19 protein-coding genes are annotated in these 18,476 nt (G+C 37.5%); 10 read left to right on the top strand and 9 right to left on the bottom strand.

Annotated features, from left to right (window positions below; translation table 11 throughout):
- Positions 1-57 precede the first annotated feature (57 nt).
- Positions 58-1,458 carry a hypothetical protein gene (locus tag EYS08_RS04690; RefSeq protein ID WP_131028696.1) on the top strand — a complete coding sequence of 467 codons (1,401 nt, stop codon included), beginning with the start codon at positions 58-60 and terminating at the stop codon, positions 1,456-1,458.
- A gap of 626 nt (positions 1,459-2,084) precedes the next feature.
- Here EYS08_RS04690 and EYS08_RS04685 read toward each other — a convergent pair.
- The 4 genes from EYS08_RS04685 to EYS08_RS04670 form a co-directional block, all read right to left on the bottom strand.
- Positions 2,085-3,506: a Glu/Leu/Phe/Val family dehydrogenase gene (locus tag EYS08_RS04685; RefSeq protein WP_057932370.1), complete on the bottom strand. Its 1,422-nt coding sequence runs from the start codon at positions 3,504-3,506 to the stop codon at positions 2,085-2,087.
- A gap of 653 nt (positions 3,507-4,159) precedes the next feature.
- Complete coding sequence (locus EYS08_RS04680) at positions 4,160-4,378, bottom strand: CcmD family protein (RefSeq protein WP_165456375.1); 219 nt, start codon at positions 4,376-4,378, stop codon at positions 4,160-4,162.
- A gap of 1 nt (position 4,379) precedes the next feature.
- The gene (gene ccsA, locus EYS08_RS04675) at positions 4,380-5,042 is read right to left on the bottom strand and encodes a cytochrome c biogenesis protein CcsA (RefSeq protein WP_131028695.1); all 663 of its coding nucleotides are present in this window, start codon (positions 5,040-5,042) and stop codon (positions 4,380-4,382) included.
- Between the two features lie 79 nt (positions 5,043-5,121).
- The gene (locus EYS08_RS04670) at positions 5,122-5,787 is read right to left on the bottom strand and encodes a heme exporter protein CcmB (protein WP_131028694.1); all 666 of its coding nucleotides are present in this window, start codon (positions 5,785-5,787) and stop codon (positions 5,122-5,124) included.
- 241 nt (positions 5,788-6,028) lie between these two features.
- Here EYS08_RS04670 and EYS08_RS04665 point away from each other — a divergent pair, with 241 nt between their 5' ends.
- Together EYS08_RS04665 and EYS08_RS04660 are read left to right on the top strand one after the other, a co-directional pair.
- Positions 6,029-6,508 carry a methylated-DNA--[protein]-cysteine S-methyltransferase gene (locus EYS08_RS04665; protein WP_131028693.1) on the top strand — a complete coding sequence of 160 codons (480 nt, stop codon included), beginning with the start codon at positions 6,029-6,031 and terminating at the stop codon, positions 6,506-6,508.
- Positions 6,509-6,528: 20 nt separating this feature from the next.
- A complete protein-coding gene (locus tag EYS08_RS04660; RefSeq protein ID WP_131028692.1) occupies positions 6,529-6,918 on the top strand; it encodes a cupin domain-containing protein in 390 nt (129 codons plus the stop codon).
- Between the two features lie 42 nt (positions 6,919-6,960).
- Here the strand turns inward: EYS08_RS04660 and EYS08_RS04655 are convergent, their stop codons facing one another.
- The 4 genes from EYS08_RS04655 to EYS08_RS04640 all read right to left on the bottom strand — a co-directional run bounded on the left by EYS08_RS04655 (position 6,961) and on the right by EYS08_RS04640 (position 9,735).
- The gene (locus EYS08_RS04655; RefSeq protein ID WP_131028691.1) at positions 6,961-7,359 is read right to left on the bottom strand and encodes a hypothetical protein; all 399 of its coding nucleotides are present in this window, start codon (positions 7,357-7,359) and stop codon (positions 6,961-6,963) included.
- 181 nt (positions 7,360-7,540) lie between these two features.
- Positions 7,541-7,876, bottom strand: coding sequence for a gliding motility protein GldC (gene gldC, locus EYS08_RS04650; protein ID WP_057932380.1), 336 nt, complete (start codon positions 7,874-7,876; stop codon positions 7,541-7,543).
- 142 nt (positions 7,877-8,018) lie between these two features.
- Positions 8,019-8,291 carry a hypothetical protein gene (locus EYS08_RS04645; RefSeq protein WP_131028690.1) on the bottom strand — a complete coding sequence of 91 codons (273 nt, stop codon included), beginning with the start codon at positions 8,289-8,291 and terminating at the stop codon, positions 8,019-8,021.
- Positions 8,292-8,388: 97 nt separating this feature from the next.
- Positions 8,389-9,735, bottom strand: coding sequence for a DEAD/DEAH box helicase (locus EYS08_RS04640; RefSeq protein WP_131028689.1), 1,347 nt, complete (start codon positions 9,733-9,735; stop codon positions 8,389-8,391).
- A gap of 281 nt (positions 9,736-10,016) precedes the next feature.
- On the opposite strand from EYS08_RS04640, the gene EYS08_RS04635 reads away from it, so the two are divergent.
- The 4 genes from EYS08_RS04635 to EYS08_RS04620 are packed head-to-tail and all read left to right on the top strand — an operon-like array spanning position 10,017 to position 12,933.
- Positions 10,017-11,351: a dihydroorotase gene (locus EYS08_RS04635; RefSeq protein WP_131028688.1), complete on the top strand. Its 1,335-nt coding sequence runs from the start codon at positions 10,017-10,019 to the stop codon at positions 11,349-11,351.
- 34 nt (positions 11,352-11,385) lie between these two features.
- Entirely contained in the window at positions 11,386-11,583 is a 198-nt protein-coding gene (locus tag EYS08_RS04630) for a DUF2683 family protein (RefSeq protein ID WP_131028687.1), read from the top strand.
- 4 nt (positions 11,584-11,587) lie between these two features.
- Complete coding sequence (locus EYS08_RS04625) at positions 11,588-11,848, top strand: Txe/YoeB family addiction module toxin (RefSeq protein WP_116249917.1); 261 nt, start codon at positions 11,588-11,590, stop codon at positions 11,846-11,848.
- Positions 11,848-12,933: a DUF3810 domain-containing protein gene (locus EYS08_RS04620; RefSeq protein ID WP_131028686.1), complete on the top strand. Its 1,086-nt coding sequence runs from the start codon at positions 11,848-11,850 to the stop codon at positions 12,931-12,933. The genes EYS08_RS04625 and EYS08_RS04620 overlap by 1 nt, the downstream gene beginning before the upstream one ends.
- Before the next feature lie 53 nt (positions 12,934-12,986).
- On the opposite strand, the gene miaE is transcribed toward EYS08_RS04620, so the two are convergent.
- A complete protein-coding gene (gene miaE, locus EYS08_RS04615) occupies positions 12,987-13,568 on the bottom strand; it encodes a tRNA-(ms[2]io[6]A)-hydroxylase (protein ID WP_131028685.1) in 582 nt (193 codons plus the stop codon).
- 152 nt (positions 13,569-13,720) lie between these two features.
- Here miaE and EYS08_RS04610 point away from each other — a divergent pair, with 152 nt between their 5' ends.
- The 3 genes from EYS08_RS04610 (at position 13,721) to EYS08_RS04600 (ending at position 18,429) form a co-directional block, all read left to right on the top strand.
- Positions 13,721-14,956, top strand: coding sequence for a glycosyltransferase (locus EYS08_RS04610; RefSeq protein WP_131028684.1), 1,236 nt, complete (start codon positions 13,721-13,723; stop codon positions 14,954-14,956).
- 171 nt (positions 14,957-15,127) lie between these two features.
- Entirely contained in the window at positions 15,128-16,984 is a 1,857-nt protein-coding gene (dnaK, locus tag EYS08_RS04605; protein WP_131028683.1) for a molecular chaperone DnaK, read from the top strand.
- Between the two features lie 413 nt (positions 16,985-17,397).
- Positions 17,398-18,429, top strand: a complete 1,032-nt coding sequence (locus EYS08_RS04600) for an LLM class flavin-dependent oxidoreductase (protein ID WP_131028682.1) — start codon at positions 17,398-17,400, stop codon at positions 18,427-18,429.
- The last annotated feature ends 47 nt before the right edge of the window (positions 18,430-18,476 follow it).

The raw sequence follows: 18,476 nt of genomic DNA, 5'->3' as shown, positions 1-18,476 counted from the left end.
TGGCAATTATCAGTTGGCAGTTAACCGATTACCGATTTAAACAGTTAACCATATTCTATGAAGAAATTTTTAAAAATAACAGCAGCAATAGTTTTATTGCTGCTTATTTGTTATTTCGGCTTTTTCAAATACAGACAAATTCAGGCTAATAATGTATCCATCCCGGTTTCTACCAATGCATTGCTTAAAATAAATGTTGATGAACTATACAAAACCATTGCGGTTAGTTATGTAAAACATCCAAGTCAATATTCGGGAGCAGATAAAAAAGGGATTAAGGAAAAGGTAGACAATTTAAACACCGGATTGAAAATCCCGGCAAACATTTACCTATATAGTTTAAACGGAAAAGCAAAAACTACTTTTTTTTCGAGCTTCGAAATAGCAGATACGCTAGCATTTAACCGTTTTCTTCAAAAAAATTCTGCTTTGTCGTTGATTAAAAAGGATAGTAATTTCTTTCAATCCAAAGATTCGACTTTCCTTATCCTATTTAATAAAACAACTGTCGCTTTTGCTTATACGCAACAAAAAGAACAAGTAAAAACTACGCTGGTAGAAATATTGAACCGCAGAAACATCATTAAAGTTGGTGAGAGCCTATTTAAACAACTTGTAAACCTTTCTGATCATGTTTCGTTTCAAAATACCGAGAACTTTAGCAGAATTAATTTTACTGATGGAAAAATCAATTTCTGCAATGAGTTCATAAACCAAATGATCGTGCCAGCAGCTAAACCACAGCACCGAATTTTGAACCCGGAAAGCACAATAGGCATGTGGCTAAACGCAAAGTTTAAATCAGAATTACCTAAGAAAAATCAGACCGCCCCCCCTTCTCTCCTTTCAAAAGATAGCTTTTTCAGATTTTACAAAGATTATGTAGATTTTGAATGGACAAACACCATTACACAGGTAGATACTGTTGTAGGTTATGAATATAATGATGATTTTGAAAGGGTTGAAAAAAAAGTACTTCAGGACCGGAGGATTCCTTCTATTACCATGAATCTGACTGCCAATGACCGGGAAGTAAGCGATTACCTACAATCATTAGGCGCATTGGATCAATCTACCGGAAAGATCAGCAGCTCGATGATTCCATTGTACCAGGTTTATTTTAAAGGCAATAGTGGTAATATTCAATTGAGCACTATACAAAATGCTAAACCCGATTTAAAAAGGTCGTCATCTGACGATTTCTTTTATTTTAAAGTAGATGTTAAAAAGTTGATTAAACAAACACCAATGCCATTAATTGCAGATAAACTGGGTACTTTTAGTCAATTAGAGATCAAAGCAAAAAGCATAGGAAAAGACAAAATCAAACTTGAATCGGAACTTTTATTTTTAAACGAGGATGCCAACGCCGTGATCCAACTTTTAAAAACATTTAAAAATGGTTTCAATAGTTCACTAAATTTTAATTTTTCTGTTGATATTCCGGTAAACAAGTAAAGTATTTCCCGCAGATTCAAGGTGATTTATGCAGATTAACTGTCCATTGTACCTAAACCTGATGGGACGGATGCCGATCCTTCATCGGCAGGAGGTACAGCAGGGCCAAGCCAGTCCAATGAAAATGTAGCGCTTCATTTCTAAAGCTAAAAATATATTTATTATTTGGAGCGCACCGCTTGTACAAAACAAAAAGTTTCATCCCGTTTTGCGTTTTTACGCTTCGCTTCCTCGTGCCTCGTTGCTGCAGGGTAACACTCCAACCGGGGCTAAGCAGCTAAGAAAGTGTTTCATTTTTAGGGTTGCATGGTGCACAAACCCTTGTATCTAAACCTGATGGGACGGATGCCAATTCCTTCAATTGGCAGGAGGTACAGCAGGGCTAAACCATCCCCATGAAACACAAACCTCTCATTTCCAAAACAATTTTCGTTAAAAATGGTGACCCTTTCGCCTGATACATCACCAAACATGGATTCGGACTTGCTATCGTAGTAAGATTGCTTCGTACCTCGCAATGATGACCTGGGCGCAAAAAAAGCCCTGCAGTTTTAATCCTGCAAGGCTTCATAATAAGATTGCCACATCCCGATAAAGGATCGGGATTCGCAATGACGATTAGTTGATTATGGCCAAACGCCCAGGTTCATATAAGAAACTGCAATTTTATCGATTGAATTTACAAAAGCAGCTGTTCTCAATGTTTGAGTTGCTGGTTTGTTCATTAATGTTTCACGGATTTCGTGGTAAGAATGGATCATGGTATCTTCTAAACCAGAGTTTACCAATTCCATTTCAGATGCGCCTTTAACAATCATTAAACGATGCTCAGGAAGGATGGTTTTGCCTGTAAGGTTTTCTAAAGTATTGATCAGATTTGCATTTGAGTTAGCTGCATAACGGTTCTCCATACGACCGAAAGCCACGTGAGAAAGGTTTTTCAACCATTCAAAATAAGAAACCGTAACACCACCCGCATTGCAATACATATCAGGAATGATGATACCACCCATTTCGGTAAAAATTGTTTCAGCTTCTGGCGTTGTTGGACCATTTGCACCTTCGGCAATAATTTTCGCCTTAATATTACGGATATTAAGCTCGGTGAACTGGTTTTCTAGAGCAGCGGGAACAATGATATCGCAATCCTGCTCTAAACCTTCCATCGAATTTTTAAAGTCTTTAGCACCAGGGAACCCTAAAATTGAACCAGTATTTTTACGGTGTGCAAAAACCTCATCCACATTTAATCCATTAGGATTGTAAATAGCACCTTCAAATTCACATAAACCTACAATGGTAGCACCAAATTCTGCCAAGAATTTAGCCGAATGGTAGCCCACATTACCTAAACCTTGAACAATTACTCTTTTATCTCCTAAACCAGCCTTAAAACCTATTTTAGCCATATCTTCTGCCACTTCTACACATTCGCGCACGGCATAAGCAACACCACGTCCTGTAGCTTCTTTACGGCCACGGATACCATGTAAAGCAATTGGTTTACCAGTTACACAGCCTAAAGCATCTAACTGACCAGGATTCATGGTCATATAAGTATCGGCAATCCAGCTCATTTCGCGTTCGCCAGATCCATAGTCAGGAGCAGGAACATCGATACCAGGGCCAATAAAGTTTTTCTTAATTAATTCTGTAGTATAACGGCGGGTGATGGTTTCTAACTCGGCAACACTGTATTGTTTAGTGTTAATTTTAATCCCTCCTTTTGCGCCACCAAATGGAACGTTAACAATGGCACACTTGTAAGTCATTAAGGCCGCAAGTGCCATAACCTCATCTTCGTTTACCATTTCACTGTAACGGATACCACCCTTGGTAGGGCTCATGTGGTGAGAGTGTTCTACACGCCAAGCATCAATTACTTCAAAACCGTTTCCGCGGCGGATTGGGAACTGGAAACGATACACACTATTACATGTTTTAATCTGGTTCAATAAACCTTCTGGATGATTGGTGAATTGAGCCGCACTGTCAAAGTTCTTACAAACATCTGCAAAGAACTTGTTCTCGTCTGCTAGATTAGCCATTATTTATTTTTTATATTGAATAAGTTTTCGGTGCAAAATTGCCTAAAAAAACTGCACATATCCAAATGCAAAAAGACTTAGTGTAAAGCAAACACCATTCTATTTTAGCCTAAAATCAGCTTTTATACCCATTAGAGAAAACTGTCTAAAAACTTTACCCAAACACATTTAAACGCAGATATCTTAGTCAGCCTACACCATAAAAACAACTATTTTTACAGGATTTCTACAGGTTATTTTGATCTAAAAAAAATTATAAAAAAAATATTCAAAACAACCTTTTGTTGCAACACTCAACAAATAGAAGCTAAAAAACAGATCAATATTACGAATATTGCAAATACCTATAAAAAACAGGACATAAAAAAAGTGACCAATTGTGTTGATCACCTTCTTAAGTTAACCTAAATCGTCCCGTTGATTTAATTTATAACTAATCAAACTTGATCAATAAATAATCAAGAAACAATACTGTGATGTAGGTATTTTATGTGGCTACTGCGCTGTATTTTTAATTAGGGCTTTTAAAATTAACAAAAACCTCTTTTACAATAAGATAAACACCAAAAACCAATGAATTTAGTCTTAAAATACACCTATTTACCAACCATTAAAACCAAATATAGTTTTAACCAGCATTTATATTTAATCTATTATTTATCAGGTTGGTTTTCTTTTTCTATTTTCTTTAATCTTTTATCGATTGAGAACAGGTAGGCCAACAAACCTACAAGAATAATTACGATACATATTACCACAACATATATCTTTCCATTGCTACGAAGGCTATCAGCCATTTCTACGCCATTATCCTGCGCAAATAACTGCATGGTGGCCATCATTAATATCAGGAAAAAAAATATCTTCTTCATTTTAGTTATGTTGTTGTTTGTTTTCTATATTACGTATTCTGAAACGGATGGTATAAACCCAGTAACCAATTAATATCCAGCCCAAACATGCTGGATAAAATACCATACGCATTCGGCTATCTAAATCGTAACTGTTAAAACCCGGGTTACCACCATTGCCTGGGTGCAATGAATCTTTTAAGCGGGGTAAAACAAAAAGCAATACCACCATCATTGGGAAAGCGAAAATATTGTAAATGGCCGAAATCTTGGCCCTTTTTTGTTCTTCATCAATCGCGTTGCGGAGAATGAGATAAGCAAAGTATAACAGAACAGAAATGGCGGCAAAATTTTGTTTCGGATCGAAACTCCAAAACTGTCCCCAGGTATATTTAGCCCAGATAGCACCTGTTACTAAACCTAAAAGGCCAAAAACTATTCCAGCGTTTACACTTTCTACGGCTTTAATATCATCAATTTCACTTTTGCTGCTTAATGACTTTACACTGTAAAAAACAGAGATCGAAAAGAGCACAATCATGGCAAACCACATCGGAACATGGAAATAGAGATTTCTGATTGTTTCATTTAATATCGGTAAACGAGGTACTCCAAGTAATAAACCTGCTATTGCAGTATAAATTACCAAAACCGAACCTAAAATTTTCCACCAAGTTTTATTCATACATATTTAATTTTGAATGATTGAATATTTGCACATTGCCCATTCAATCAATCACTCATTCTATATTTCTATTATTCATTTAATCCCTCCAAAGGTAAGGAAATAACAATAAAGACGTTGCCACCATCAGCACATTCACCACCAGTAACATCGCTATTTCATCGTAACTATTCTCCCACGGCAAGCCGTCTACAGCATTTTTGGCCAGTTTAATTAACAAGATCAACACCGGAATAATAATTGGAAAACTTAAAATAGCCATCAACATTCCACCATTTCCCGCTTTGCTTGCGATTGCCGAAACCATTGTAAATACAGTAGAAAAACTGATGCTACCCAATACCACAGCTACGTAATACATCACTAAATCGGGTGGGGTAAAAGAATCGAAAACCAGCGTATAAAAACCTAAAGCAATTGTAGTAAGCACCAACATGAGGAGCGTATTGTAAACCGTTTTAGAAATTAAAACCGCAGCTGGACTTGCCAAGACGTAACTGTATAACTGCTGTCCTTTGGTTTCTTGCAAAAAACTTTTCGATACGCCATTAATTGAGGCAAAAAGCATGATGATCCAAAACAAGGCATTCCATGTTAATTTATCGCCCAGGCTAACAAAAGAGAGGTAACAAGTAAAAATGGTAGAAACCACATAGAGCAATACACCGTTAATGGTATATTTGGAGCGCCACTCTAACAATACTTCCTTGTGAATTAAATATTTAACCTCTTTGGCCAATTGCATAACCGCAAAGATACTTTTATTGGTAAATATTGCATGCTTAAATTGTTGTATTGTTGTAATTTTGTTTAAAGTTAGGTGGCAGAAAAAGTTTTGAACCACAGATGAAGAGGATAAACACAGATGGCATTTTTTCGTAGCAGCACAAATGTTCTAAAAGTCTAAATTAGGCGCGGAACACAAAAAAAATGTCCACAATAATCTGTGTTCATCTGTGAGAATCTGTGGTTAAAGTAATTATGATATGAACTACGCATCAGTTATAGCATCGCCTGTTGGCACAATAACCATCTTAGCTGATGACGAATTTGTACATGTAATTACTTTTGCTGAAAAGGATATTACAGGATTATCAGAAAACGCACTTACAGTAAAGGTAGGCAATCAGTTAAATGATTATTTTAAAGGCGATTTAAAGGATTTCGATTTCCCCTTGAAGCAAAAAGGGACTGAATTTCAGCAGAAGGTTTGGAAGAATTTACTGACCATACCTTTTGGCGAAACCACTTCATATGCCAAATTTTCTGCGCACAATCCATTAGCGATACGGGCTATTGCCACAGCAAATGGAAAAAACAATATTGCCATTGTAGTACCATGTCATAGGGTAATTGGCAGTAATGGCAAACTGGTGGGCTATGCAGGTGGTTTATGGCGTAAGCAATGGCTACTACAACACGAACGTGAAGTTTCCCAAAAAGGACAAGCTGAATTAAAATTTTAAAACCATACTTTATTTTGCAGATGAATACAGACCAAGCCGAAACAACTAAAAATTATATAAAAGCCATCCGTTTAATTAATATTGAAGATAACAAATGCGCTTTTGAAACGGGTACAATCCCTATCCGCCAGCATATTAATGCGAATTATTTTTTCGCACAAACCGATGTATCCTCTTTAGAGAAAATCCCCCACCCTGCCCCACGACGTCAATACGTAATTACGCTTAAGGGTAAACTTCGGTTTACAGTAAGCAATGGCGAAACTTTTATTATCGAGCCTGGGATTATACTCATTGCCAATGATACGGCCGGAGAAGGGCACACCTGGCAAGTTATAGAAGGCAATGAATGGGAAAGAATCTATATTCCCCTGGAAGATGATACCAACGATTATTTTATCGCAGATTAGCATTTTTAAAACCAGCTAAGCTCGTAGTTATACAAAAAAGGCTTAAGCGGTAATTTTTTCACCACGTTTTACACTAAAAAGCATAAATAAAACACCCACCAAAAGTACAATCCAGCCCCACTGGAAATGAACAACTTTACCGATAAGTTTATTGGCGAAGCCATATTTAGTATAATTATTTGCAGTAAAATAAACAGCAACTACAGCTAAAACATACCAAATAGCCATTACAAAGCTCATAAACTTAAAGATACCAACTTTTCTGATAAACAGAAACAACACCGAAATGGCAATAATGGCATAAGTGATCAAAAACAAACGCGCATCTGATTGATACAGATTCCAATTACCTTTAATGGGCACTTTTAACATTGGGCAGAAACCTGCTATAACGCATAACATAATGCCTAACCACGCCCTGAATTTATTTAATACTAACATAGTATAAGATGATTAAACTGATTTTAACGATTTCACTAATTGCTTAATTGTTTGTAACGGGAGTTAATGGTTTTTAGCTAACTTGTCTGGCATTTTTTAATGACTAATGACTAATGACTAATGACTAATGACTAATGACTAATGACTAATGACTAATGACTAATGACTAATGAACCAACCTCTATTGCCCCTCAATAATCCCCATCTTATCTGCAAAGTGGGCACAGTAATCGCGTAAATCTTCAACAATCAACGTTTCGTTTGTGGCTTTTAAAAAGCTATCGCCCATGGTTTGCAAAGTTTCGTAGAAGAAACGTTTCATCTCATCAACAGGCATATCTTTTGTCCAAAGATCTATCTTTAAAGTGTTTTTATAATTATGGTCCCAAACCGATAAAAACATCGCCTTTGCAGGCACTTTATCAGCGTTTCCAGCATCTGTACTCTCCCAAAGTATGTTATCTGGGTTATTACCTTCATCTAACTCAACGGTTATTTTTATTTCTGCTTTTTTCATTTTTAATATTGATTACACCGATAAAGAGACTACATAAATTTATCGACTAATTTTTCCGGATGCAAAGATGCTTAATTAATTTGATTACACAGATTAGTAGATTACACTGATTAACATTTGGCGGGATATTTTTACGGTTTAATTACGCTAGCTTTTGCAATATCAACATCAATACTGCAGCAATAACAATAAATATCAACTCTACCACCCAAATGCGCTTAATATCTTTTAAAGTGAAGCGGAAAATCATATCTGTAATAAAGGTTACAAGGATAAGGCAACCTAAAATCAGGAGATAAAAGCCGCTCATATCCACATGGCGTGGTGCTGTGCTTTTCTCTGAAACCAAATTTACGGTCACTAATCCCAAACCAATGGCGCTAACGATATTTAAAGGCGTTATCCTAAAGTTCATCTGTGTTTATTATTTGTTTTCAATTGTCAGATGGAGCCTTTGACAATTGAAATAATTATTTAGAAAATTAATAATTATTTTAATTGTGTCGGGTTCATTACTTTTTCTTATCGAATTTTTTACCTTTTTTAAAACTCTTTACCTGTTTGCCAGCCTTTGCTTTGGCTTTTTCTCTTACCTTTTTCTCAATCGCAGCAGCATGTTTTTTCTCGTGGAAAGCTCCTTTAAAATCAGGATCTTCCTTGCGTTTCTGCATATCGATTTCCTTTGCAATATGTTGACGTTCCTCATATGGCGTTTCATCAATGAAAACGCCTTCAGGAATTTCAGCAACAGGAATGTACTGGCGGATCAATTTTTCGATCTTGCGGATATAATATTTTTCGGCATCCGTTGCAAAGGTAATCGCATCACCTTTGGCAAAAGCCCTACCGGTACGGCCAATGCGGTGTACGTAATCTTCTATAATGATAGGCACATCGAAATTGATCACATGACTTACATCACTCACATCAATACCCCTACTTGCCACATCTGTAGCCACCAGAACCCTGATATTACCTTCTTTAAAACTATTTATGGAGTTAATTCTGGTGTTTTGTCCTTTATTGGCGTGGATCACACGAACATTCTCAGCACCATATCTGCGCTCAATAAAACTGTAAATATTATCGGCAACGGTTTTTGTTTTACAGAAAATGATCAGGCGGTTAAAAGCCTCATCATTTTTCAACAAATGTTGCAATAGGTTAATTTTCGTTTTGAAATTCGGAACGTAATACAAAGTCTGCGTTACATTTGCAGCAGGCGTTGCTTGCGCAGATGCCTCAATCACAAGTGGATTATTCAAGAAATCACCGGCAATTTTCTGTACCAGGTCGCTCATGGTTGCCGAAAACAATAAATTTTGGCGTTTACGCGGAACGATTTCCAAAATCCGATGTATAGAGCCAATAAAGCCCATATCCATCATTTTATCCGCTTCATCCAGTACCAAAAATTTTAGGCTCTGTGTGTTGATATCACCAGCCAAATATAAATCCAGGAACCTTCCGGGTGTAGCAATCAGAATATCAACCCCTTTAGCAATCTGCTCTTTCTGCGTTTTCGGACCGATTCCACCAAAAATCACTAATGAACGTAAATCCGTATAAGTAGAAAATAACTTTACCTGCTCGGCAATCTGCATTGCCAGTTCACGTGTTGGTGATAAAATCAAAGCCCTTGGATTATCGCCCTGAGCATATTTCAATTGCATTAAAATCGGCAAAACAAAAGCAGCGGTTTTTCCTGTACCAGTTTCGGCAATACCAAAAATATCCTGTCCAGATAATACTGGTGCAATTGCTTTTTCCTGAATCGGCGTGGCAACGGTGTAACCTGCATCGGCAACTGCATTTAAAATTTGCCTGTTTAACTTAAATTCTTCGAACGATTTTGCCATAGCGCACAAAGATAGTGATTAAGGTTGAGGGTTTGAAGGTGTAAGGCAGAAGGTTTTGAATCCCATTTCAATTCAAAGTCCCCTCTTGAGAATTTAAGGCAAAGCAATTTCAGTAATTCTTCATTTACGAAAGTCCCGCCATTCGCTTTACTTCGTGCACGCTACTGTCGGGTTTATTTTACACAAAACAGCAACATAAAACTCAGTTCCCCCTACCCACAGCATCAAAATCTTGATACTTGATACTCGCTACTTAACACTAAATTACTACCTTTGAAACCATGAATACTTACCTGATAAAAGCTGCTACAATTGTAAATGAAGGACAAAAAATTGTTGCCGATGTATTGATAAAAGATGGATTGATAGCCAAAATCGGTCAAAATCTATCTGCACCTGATGCACAAGAAATTAACGCAGAAGGGCAATACCTTTTACCAGGAATGATTGACGATCAGGTACATTTCCGCGAGCCAGGTTTAACCCATAAAGCTGATATTTTTACCGAAAGCATGGCTGCAGTAGCTGGAGGGATTACCTCCTTCATGGAAATGCCCAATACCGTACCCAATACTTTAACACAGGATTTATTAGCTGATAAATACGAAATTGCTTCCCAGACTTCGTTAGCGAATTATTCATTTTATATGGGGGCCAGTAACGACAATATTGACGAGGTTTTAAAAACCGATCCTAAAAACGTTTGCGGAATAAAGGTTTTTATGGGTTCATCAACCGGGAATATGCTGGTGGATAACGAAAAAACCTTAGAAAACATTTTTAGTAAGGCACCTATATTAGTGGCTACCCACTGTGAGGATGAAGCAACTATCCGCGAAAACTTAGCCAAGTTTAAGGCGGAATACGGTGAAGACCTGACCATTGATATGCATCCTTTGATCCGCAGCGCAGAGGCCTGTTATAAATCATCATCATTGGCGGTCGAACTGGCTAAAACTTATCAAACCCGGTTGCATATCTTACATATTTCTACAGCAAAAGAAATAACACTATTTGATAATATTACCGCGCTAAAGGATAAAAAAATTACGGCTGAGGCTTGTGTACACCACCTTTGGTTTAATGATAAAGATTACGCTTCAAAAGGAAATTTCATTAAATGGAACCCTGCGGTAAAAACCGAAGATGATCAAAAAGGTGTGCTTAAAGGTATTCTTGAAGATTATATTGATGTAATTGCAACAGACCACGCGCCACACACATTGGCAGAAAAGCAGCAGCCTTACGCTCAAGCCCCATCTGGTGGTCCATTGGTACAACATGCCTTACCAGCATTACTAGAAATGCATTTACAGGGTAAAATCTCTTTAGAGAAAATTGCAGAAAAAACAGCACACAACCTGGCCATCTGTTTCGATATCGAAAAACGCGGTTTCATTCGTGAAGGGTATTGGGCAGACTTAGTGTTGGTAGACCTGAAAGATTCCTGGACAGTAACCAAACTTAACAATTTCTATAAATGTGGTTGGAGTCCGTTCGATGGCGATACCTTCCAGGCAAGTATTACCCACACTTTTGTATCAGGAAATCTGGCTTATCAAAATGGCAAATTCACGACCGATCAGATCGGAAAACGCCTAACTTTTGCCAGATAGATTTGTTATATTTGTTTTATCACAATGAAATAACATGGAAACACTAATCGTACATCCAAAAAACGAAGAACAATCAACAGCTTTAAAAGCAGTTATGAAAGTTTTGAAGATTGATTTTGAAACAGAAGAAAGTCCGTATAACCCAGAATTTATAGCTAAAATAAAACGAGGCCAAGAACAGGTAAAAGCTGGCAAAGGTGTTAAGATAGCTATTGAAGATTTATGGAAATAATCCGATGGAGATTCAATATGTTGACGATTCTTTATTAGATATCAAATTTTGGAAGAAATCTGGAAACAAGGCTATACAAAAGAAAATTGAACAATTGATATTAGCTATTATTGAAGAGCCATATAGTGGGATAGGTAAGCCAGAGCCACTCAAATATGAATTTTCCGGGAAATGGTCTAGACGAATTAACGATGAACATAGAATTATTTATGAAGTGATAGAGGATGTTCTCTATATTTATTCGCTGAAAGGCCATTACAAATAATGCCCTCAATAAAAAAAAATCTTATAAAAGCTGCTGCTATATTGGTCATCGCCCTAATTATTTATATCTTCGGCTTCTTCCCAACCCTTGTTCAAAAATATTATTCAACAGGCTTTTATCTTTATATTTCTTCAATATTAAGATTTATATCATCTATTTTTCCTTTTGCCATTGGCGATATCATTTACGCCTTATTGATTGGTTTTGTACTTTATAAGATCGTTAGATTTTATAAACAACGAAAATCGCTAAAAAGACAGGATAGAATTCTTGTTCCTTTACAGGTCCTCAACTTCTTCCTGCTGCTCTATATCATTTTCAAAACTGTATGGGGTCTAAATTACAGCCGGCCAAGCATTAGTGAAGAACTGGGTATTGGCAATGAAAAATATAACGTTAAAGAATTAGTGGTTCTTGGCGATTATTTCATCCAAAAAACCAATAATCTAAAACTGAAGCAAGGCAAAATTCCAGCTTACACAATCAAAGAACTGGAATCAAAATCGGCAGAAGCCTATTTGCTTATGTCGCGAAAAAATAAATTATTCCAATATCAAAACCCTTGCTTAAAATCTGTTTTAAATTCATGGCTGATCAGTAAAATTGGCATCGAAGGCTATTACGCCCCGCTTTCTGGTGAAGCCAATATGAATATGAATTTACCAGATTTCGTTAAACCCTATGTAAGCTGCCACGAAATAGGCCATCAATTGGGCATCGCTTATGAAGACGAAGCCAATCTTTTGGGTTATCTCACGGCAAGCAACAGTATTGATGTAAATTATCAATATTCGGCCAATTATGAAATGTTACGGTATATTTTATTTGAGATCAGAATGAAATCTCCTGATGATTATAAATTACTTTATTTGAAACTCTTACCACAGGTTTTAGCCGATTTTAGAACCGAAAAAGAATTCTGGCGAAAATACAATGGCGATATGTTCGGTTATATGGATGCCGCATTCGATAGCTTCTTAAAACTGAACAATCAGAAAAAAGGAATCGATAGTTATCAGGATATTGTAATTTGGCTGTGGAATATCCATAAGTCTGAAGTAAGGAAGACCGAAGTCCGAAGATAATGAGTAGAAGTTATGCGCTAAAAACTTCCGACTTTCGGACATCCGACTTCTGACTATCCGTGTATCGCTTCTTTCGTTCCAAAACTCTGAATCAATTCCCCTTCAAAATCTAACCATTCTTTCCAGCGTTTATCTACATCAACATCGGTACTGTATTTACGCGCAAAATTTAAAAATGTAGTATAATGTCCAGCTTCCGAAACCATTAACTCATGATAAAACCTGGCCAGTTCCTGATCTTTTATATTTAACGAAAGTACCCTAAAACGTTCGCAACTTCTGGCTTCAATCATTGCCGCAAACAATAACCTATCAATAAAAGCCATATTTCGGCTTCCGTCTTTTTTGCTAAATTTCACCAAACGGCCAACATAGTCATCTTTCCGCTCGCGACTTAAAGTATAACCCCGTTTTTTTATAATTTCAATTACCATCTGAAAATGCTGCATTTCTTCAATGGCAATCGCTGTTAATTCATCTACAAGATCCTGATGTTCTGAATTTTGAGTAATTAAAGTAATGGCATTGGTTGCCGCCTTTTGTTCGCACCAGGCATGGTCAGATAAAATTTCTTCTAAATTAGATTCCGCAATATTTGCCCAACGTGGGTCTGTCAACAATTTTAATCCTAACATGTAGTGCTTGTAATTGAGCTGCAAAATTAAGAATATTTAAGATACGTTTAATATCCCCAACACATTTAAAAGATTATGCAGATTTACATTTCATCCTGTGAAAATCACATTTATCTGCGGGAGCCAAAAAAAAGAACTTATTTTGCAGGTAAATGAATAAAAGCGCTAAGAAATTATTAATTATTGGATTTGTCTGGCCCGAACCCACTTCATCAGCAGCGGGTACGAGGATGATCCAATTGGTTGATTTATTTCTTTCGAAAGGTTATCAGATCACATTTTCATCGGCAGCCTCAAAAAGCGATTTCAGTTATGATTTTAGTAAGACTAGTGTTGTTGAGCAACAAATCAAACTAAACGACCAAAGTTTTAACGTATTTCTGAAAGAATTAAATCCAGAAATAGTACTGTTCGACCGCTTTATGGTAGAAGAACAATATGGTTGGCGGGTTCAGCAGGAATGCCCTAATGCACTTAGGATTTTAGATACCGAAGATTTACATTGTCTGAGAAGCGCGCGCCAACAAAGCGACAAGAAAAAACAAGTTTTAGATTTATTTTCCGATACTGCCAAAAGAGAAATTGCATCAATTTTGCGCTGCGATTTATCTATGATGATTTCGGAAGTGGAGATGGATATATTGAAAAATCAATTCAAAATTGATCCTTCGCTGATTTATTATTTACCTTTTCTCGAAGAAGAAATCGATCTGCAGGTTGTCGAAAAATGGATTCCCTTTGAGGATCGGGCAGATTTTGTTTTCATTGGCAATTTCCTTCATGAGCCCAACTGGAATACCGTTCAGGTTTTAAAAACTAAGATCTGGCCAGTACTCAGAAAAAGGGTTCCAAATGCAAACTTGAATATATTTGGATCTTATGCTTCGCAAAAAGTACTGCAGTTGGATAACAAAAACGAAAAATTCTTAATTAAAGGAAGAGCTTTAGATGCTCAGGAAACCATTGCTCAACATCGGATATTACTTGCCCCTATTCAGTTCGGTGCAGGTGTAAAAGGTAAATTTATTGATGCCATGCGAATGGGTACGCCCTCAGTTACAACATCCGTTGGTGCAGAAGCCATGAAAGGCAATTTAGATTGGAACGGTAGCATTGAAGATAATTTAGAATTATTTATTGATGAAGCCGTAAAACTCTATCAGGATAAAAATGCCTGGCAAATTGCGCAGCAAAATGGCGTACAGATTATTAACCAAAGGTATTCGGCAAAACATTTTGCTGATCAGTTCATACAAAAAACTGAGAAATTAGCTTCAGATTTAACTGCACACCGACAAAATAACTTTTTCGGACAGGTATTAAATCACCATACGGCACAGAGCACCAAATATATGTCGTTGTGGATTGAAGAGAAGAATAAGAGATAGTCCAGAGTCTTTAGTCCGAAGTCGGGAGTCCGAGGTCGGGAGTCCGAGGTCCGAAGATATAGTAATATCAATAAAACTCCCGGCTTTCAGACCTCCGACCTCGGACTTTTTTCATCTAAAACTTACAACTTAACAACAATTTTAGCACAACATTATTGTAAATTTGCAGCCATGGCAAAAATATCAATTAACCTTGCTACAGGTTCGTTTCAAAAGGAAGAAATTATAGTAGGAATAGATTTAGGTACAACCAATAGTTTGGTGGCGTTTATCAATCCAGATAAGAATCCGCAGGTAATTAACGATGCAGGTAAAGGAATATTGGTACCATCGGTGGTATACTTTAATGGCCAGAATGAAGCCGTTGTAGGTAACGAGGCTAAAGAATATTTAACCACTGATCCTTCAAACACCATTTTTTCAGTTAAAAGACTACTTGGCCGGTCTTACAAAGATGTAGCTGAACACGCAGCTATTTTTTCTTACAAAATTATAGACGATGATAGCGATGCTTTGGTGAAAATCCATGCTGGCGACCGTTTCTACACGCCGATCGAATTATCGGGGGAAATTTTGAAAGAGCTTAAAGCAAGAGCAGAGCACGCGTTAAAAACTCCGGTTAACAGAGCAGTAATCACTGTTCCGGCATATTTTAACGATAGTCAGCGACAGGCTACCCGAGATGCCGGAAAACTGGCCGGTTTAGATGTGATGCGTATTGTAAATGAACCTACCGCAGCAAGTTTGGCTTACGGAATTGGCTTAGATCCATCGCAACAAAAAACCATTGCGGTTTACGACTTGGGAGGAGGAACATTTGATGTTTCTATTCTACAGATCCAGAATGGAATTTTCGAGGTTTTGGCCACAAACGGAAATACTTATTTAGGTGGTGATGATTTCGATCGTGCCATTTTAAACTATTGGCTGGAGAAAAACAACCTTGATGTAGCGGTAGTTGCTCAGGATAATATTCTAATGCAGACCTTACGCCTACAGGCTGAGGCTGCTAAAAAAGCGCTCTCTACCCAAAATCTATATAACGAACAGATTGGTGAGATCTGGTGTACGCTTGATAAACAAACTTTTGAGCAGTTAATTTCAGAAAAGGTTGAAGAAACCATCACCGCTTGTAAAAATGCATTAAAGGATGCAGATCTATCTGCCAGCGATATTGATGAAGTAATTTTAGTAGGAGGTTCTACCCGTACACCATATGTAAAACAGGCTGTAGAAAATTTCTTTGGTAAAAAACCGCAGGATAATATCAATCCTGATGAAGTAGTTGCACTTGGTGCAGCCATTCAGGCCGATGTTTTGGCAGGAAACCGTTCTGACATCTTGTTGTTAGATGTAACGCCACTTTCTTTGGGCATCGAAACCATGGGCGGTTTAATGGATGTAATTATTACGCGCAACAGCAAAGTACCTACTAAAGCCGGCCGCCAATACACCACTTCTATAGATGGACAGGTAAATATGAAAATCTCTGTTTATCAGGGCGAGCGCGATTTAGTGAAAGAAAACAGAAAATTGGCTGAGTTCGACTTAAAGGGAATTCCTGCGATGCCTGCGGGTTTGCCAAAAGTAGATATCAATTTTTTACTGAATGCCGATGGAATTTTAACCGTTCAGGCGATAGAGTTACGTTCTGGCGTTAAACAAGAGATAGAAATTACACCAAGTTATGGCTTAAGTGATGATACAGTAGAGAAAATGCTGCTTGATAGCATAGAACATGCTAAAAGTGATGTTGAACAACGTATGCTTATTGAAGCAAGAAGCGAAGGCGAACAATTGCTTTATACTGCCGAGCGTTTTATCGAAAAACATGCCGAGCATTTAACCGAAGCAGAAATTTCAGATACCAAAGTACACATCGAAGCACTTAAAACGGCTTTAGCTACTCAAGAAAAAGATACTATTTTAAAGAAAGCAGACGAGCTGAATGAATTTACCCGTCCTTTTGCCGAGCGTGTAATGGATGCAGCGATTTCTACGGCAATGAAAGGTAAGAAGATCGAGTAGCTTTCAGTGGGCAATTGGCAGTTTTTAGTTAGCAGTTGCCGATTTAACTCAGCTGCCTCATCCTGAACTTGATTCTATAAACAACTCATTATGAAATTGTTTCAGAATCTTTCCAGGTATAAACTGATATGATCTTATGTTCCTTATATGGTTCAAATTTGCTTACGATCTTCATTCCGATTTTTTTGGAAAGCAATGCCAATACTTATCGGCTCCGAAAGCCCCGCTTACCGCTTTATCCCGATGAAAAGATCGGGATGCTCGCTATAATCGGGTTTAGCAAACTCAGGCCAGCATAAAAAAACTCAGGTTGCAGGATGCATAACTAAATGTTTAATATCCTTCTTTTCTTACCATACATCAAAAACTACTCCCTGTGTATCCATTAACTTTGTTAAAATTATTTTAACATTATGGAATTAGGTATTGGTATGTTTGGCGATTTGCAGATTAATGCAAAAGGAAAAATTCAACCCGCTCAACAAAGACTTCAGGAAATTATAGCAGAAATAAAACTAATGGACGAAGTTGGTTTAGATTTCTATGGCATTGGCGAACACCATCGCCCTGATTACGCCGTATCGAGCCCCGAAATCATATTGGCCGCGGCAGCTACAGTAACCAAAAACATTAAATTAAGCAGTGCAGTTTCAGTTTTAAGTTCATCCGATCCGGTTAAACTATATCAAAATTTTGCCACAATAGATTTAATTTCGAATGGCAGGGCCGAATTAATGGCTGGCCGTGGAAGTTTTATCGAATCGTTTCCGCTGTTTGGTTATAACCTACAAGATTACGACGAACTTTATGAAGAGAAGTTAGCATTGCTCCTTAAAATAAACAAGGAGCCCAAAATCAGCTGGAAGGGTAAATTCAGACCAGAACTGAATAACCAGGAAATATTACCAAGAGCTGTAAACGACAATTTAAAAATATGGGTGGCGGTTGGTGGAACACCAGAATCAGTAGAACGTGCCGGCAGATTAGGTTTACCTGTAATGTTTGCCATCATTGGTGGTCAGCCGATACAGTTTAAGCCGCTTTTCGATTACTACAAAAGAGTTTACGAAGCTTATGGGCACGACATGAGTAAATTTGAAGTAGGTGTGCATATGCACGCTTTATTTGGCGAAAACAGTGGTGAAGTTGCAGATTACTATTACCCACTTTATTCTGCTCAAATGAACAGGATCGGTAAATCACGTGGTTGGGCACCTTATCAACGCGATCAGTTCGACGCTGGCCGAAGCAGTAGCGGCGCTTTAATTATTGGCGATGTAAACGAATCGGTAGACAAAATTTTGGCTATGGAAGAAACCTTTGGCTTAACACGTTTCTCTGCACACATGGATGTAGGAGGTCCATCTCACGCCGCAATGATGAAATCGATAGAACTCTTCGGAGATCAGATTGCGCCCGCCGTTAGAAAAGCCCTGCAGAAATAAATGAGACCAGATGATCTTTAGCATTGGCATAAAACTTGAAATAGAAA

It is taken from the genome of Pedobacter kyonggii (assembly GCF_004310665.1).
Taxonomy (GTDB): Bacteria; Bacteroidota; Bacteroidia; order Sphingobacteriales; family Sphingobacteriaceae; genus Pedobacter; species Pedobacter kyonggii.
Note: the sequence above shows the minus strand (reverse complement) of the source record. Positions and strands in the feature narration are given on the sequence as shown.

Bases quoted from the DNA above. Each gene is read 5' to 3' on its own strand.
- EYS08_RS04680 (WP_165456375.1), bottom strand. From the start codon at position 4,378: ATGAAGAAGATATTTTTTTTCCTGATATTAATGATGGCCACCATGCAG.
- EYS08_RS04690 (WP_131028696.1), top strand. From the start codon at position 58: ATGAAGAAATTTTTAAAAATAACAGCAGCAATAGTTTTATTGCTGCTT.
- EYS08_RS04655 (WP_131028691.1), bottom strand. From the start codon at position 7,359: ATGTTAGTATTAAATAAATTCAGGGCGTGGTTAGGCATTATGTTATGC.
- EYS08_RS04665 (WP_131028693.1), top strand. From the start codon at position 6,029: ATGAACTACGCATCAGTTATAGCATCGCCTGTTGGCACAATAACCATC.
- EYS08_RS04620 (WP_131028686.1), top strand. From the start codon at position 11,848: ATGCCCTCAATAAAAAAAAATCTTATAAAAGCTGCTGCTATATTGGTC.
- EYS08_RS04685 (WP_057932370.1), bottom strand. From the start codon at position 3,506: ATGGCTAATCTAGCAGACGAGAACAAGTTCTTTGCAGATGTTTGTAAG.
- EYS08_RS04660 (WP_131028692.1), top strand. From the start codon at position 6,529: ATGAATACAGACCAAGCCGAAACAACTAAAAATTATATAAAAGCCATC.
- gldC (WP_057932380.1), bottom strand. From the start codon at position 7,876: ATGAAAAAAGCAGAAATAAAAATAACCGTTGAGTTAGATGAAGGTAAT.
- EYS08_RS04625 (WP_116249917.1), top strand. From the start codon at position 11,588: ATGGAGATTCAATATGTTGACGATTCTTTATTAGATATCAAATTTTGG.
- EYS08_RS04645 (WP_131028690.1), bottom strand. From the start codon at position 8,291: ATGAACTTTAGGATAACGCCTTTAAATATCGTTAGCGCCATTGGTTTG.
- EYS08_RS04630 (WP_131028687.1), top strand. From the start codon at position 11,386: ATGGAAACACTAATCGTACATCCAAAAAACGAAGAACAATCAACAGCT.
- miaE (WP_131028685.1), bottom strand. From the start codon at position 13,568: ATGTTAGGATTAAAATTGTTGACAGACCCACGTTGGGCAAATATTGCG.
- EYS08_RS04635 (WP_131028688.1), top strand. From the start codon at position 10,017: ATGAATACTTACCTGATAAAAGCTGCTACAATTGTAAATGAAGGACAA.
- EYS08_RS04670 (WP_131028694.1), bottom strand. From the start codon at position 5,787: ATGCAATTGGCCAAAGAGGTTAAATATTTAATTCACAAGGAAGTATTG.
- ccsA (WP_131028695.1), bottom strand. From the start codon at position 5,042: ATGAATAAAACTTGGTGGAAAATTTTAGGTTCGGTTTTGGTAATTTAT.
- EYS08_RS04610 (WP_131028684.1), top strand. From the start codon at position 13,721: ATGAATAAAAGCGCTAAGAAATTATTAATTATTGGATTTGTCTGGCCC.
- EYS08_RS04640 (WP_131028689.1), bottom strand. From the start codon at position 9,735: ATGGCAAAATCGTTCGAAGAATTTAAGTTAAACAGGCAAATTTTAAAT.
- EYS08_RS04600 (WP_131028682.1), top strand. From the start codon at position 17,398: ATGGAATTAGGTATTGGTATGTTTGGCGATTTGCAGATTAATGCAAAA.
- dnaK (WP_131028683.1), top strand. From the start codon at position 15,128: ATGGCAAAAATATCAATTAACCTTGCTACAGGTTCGTTTCAAAAGGAA.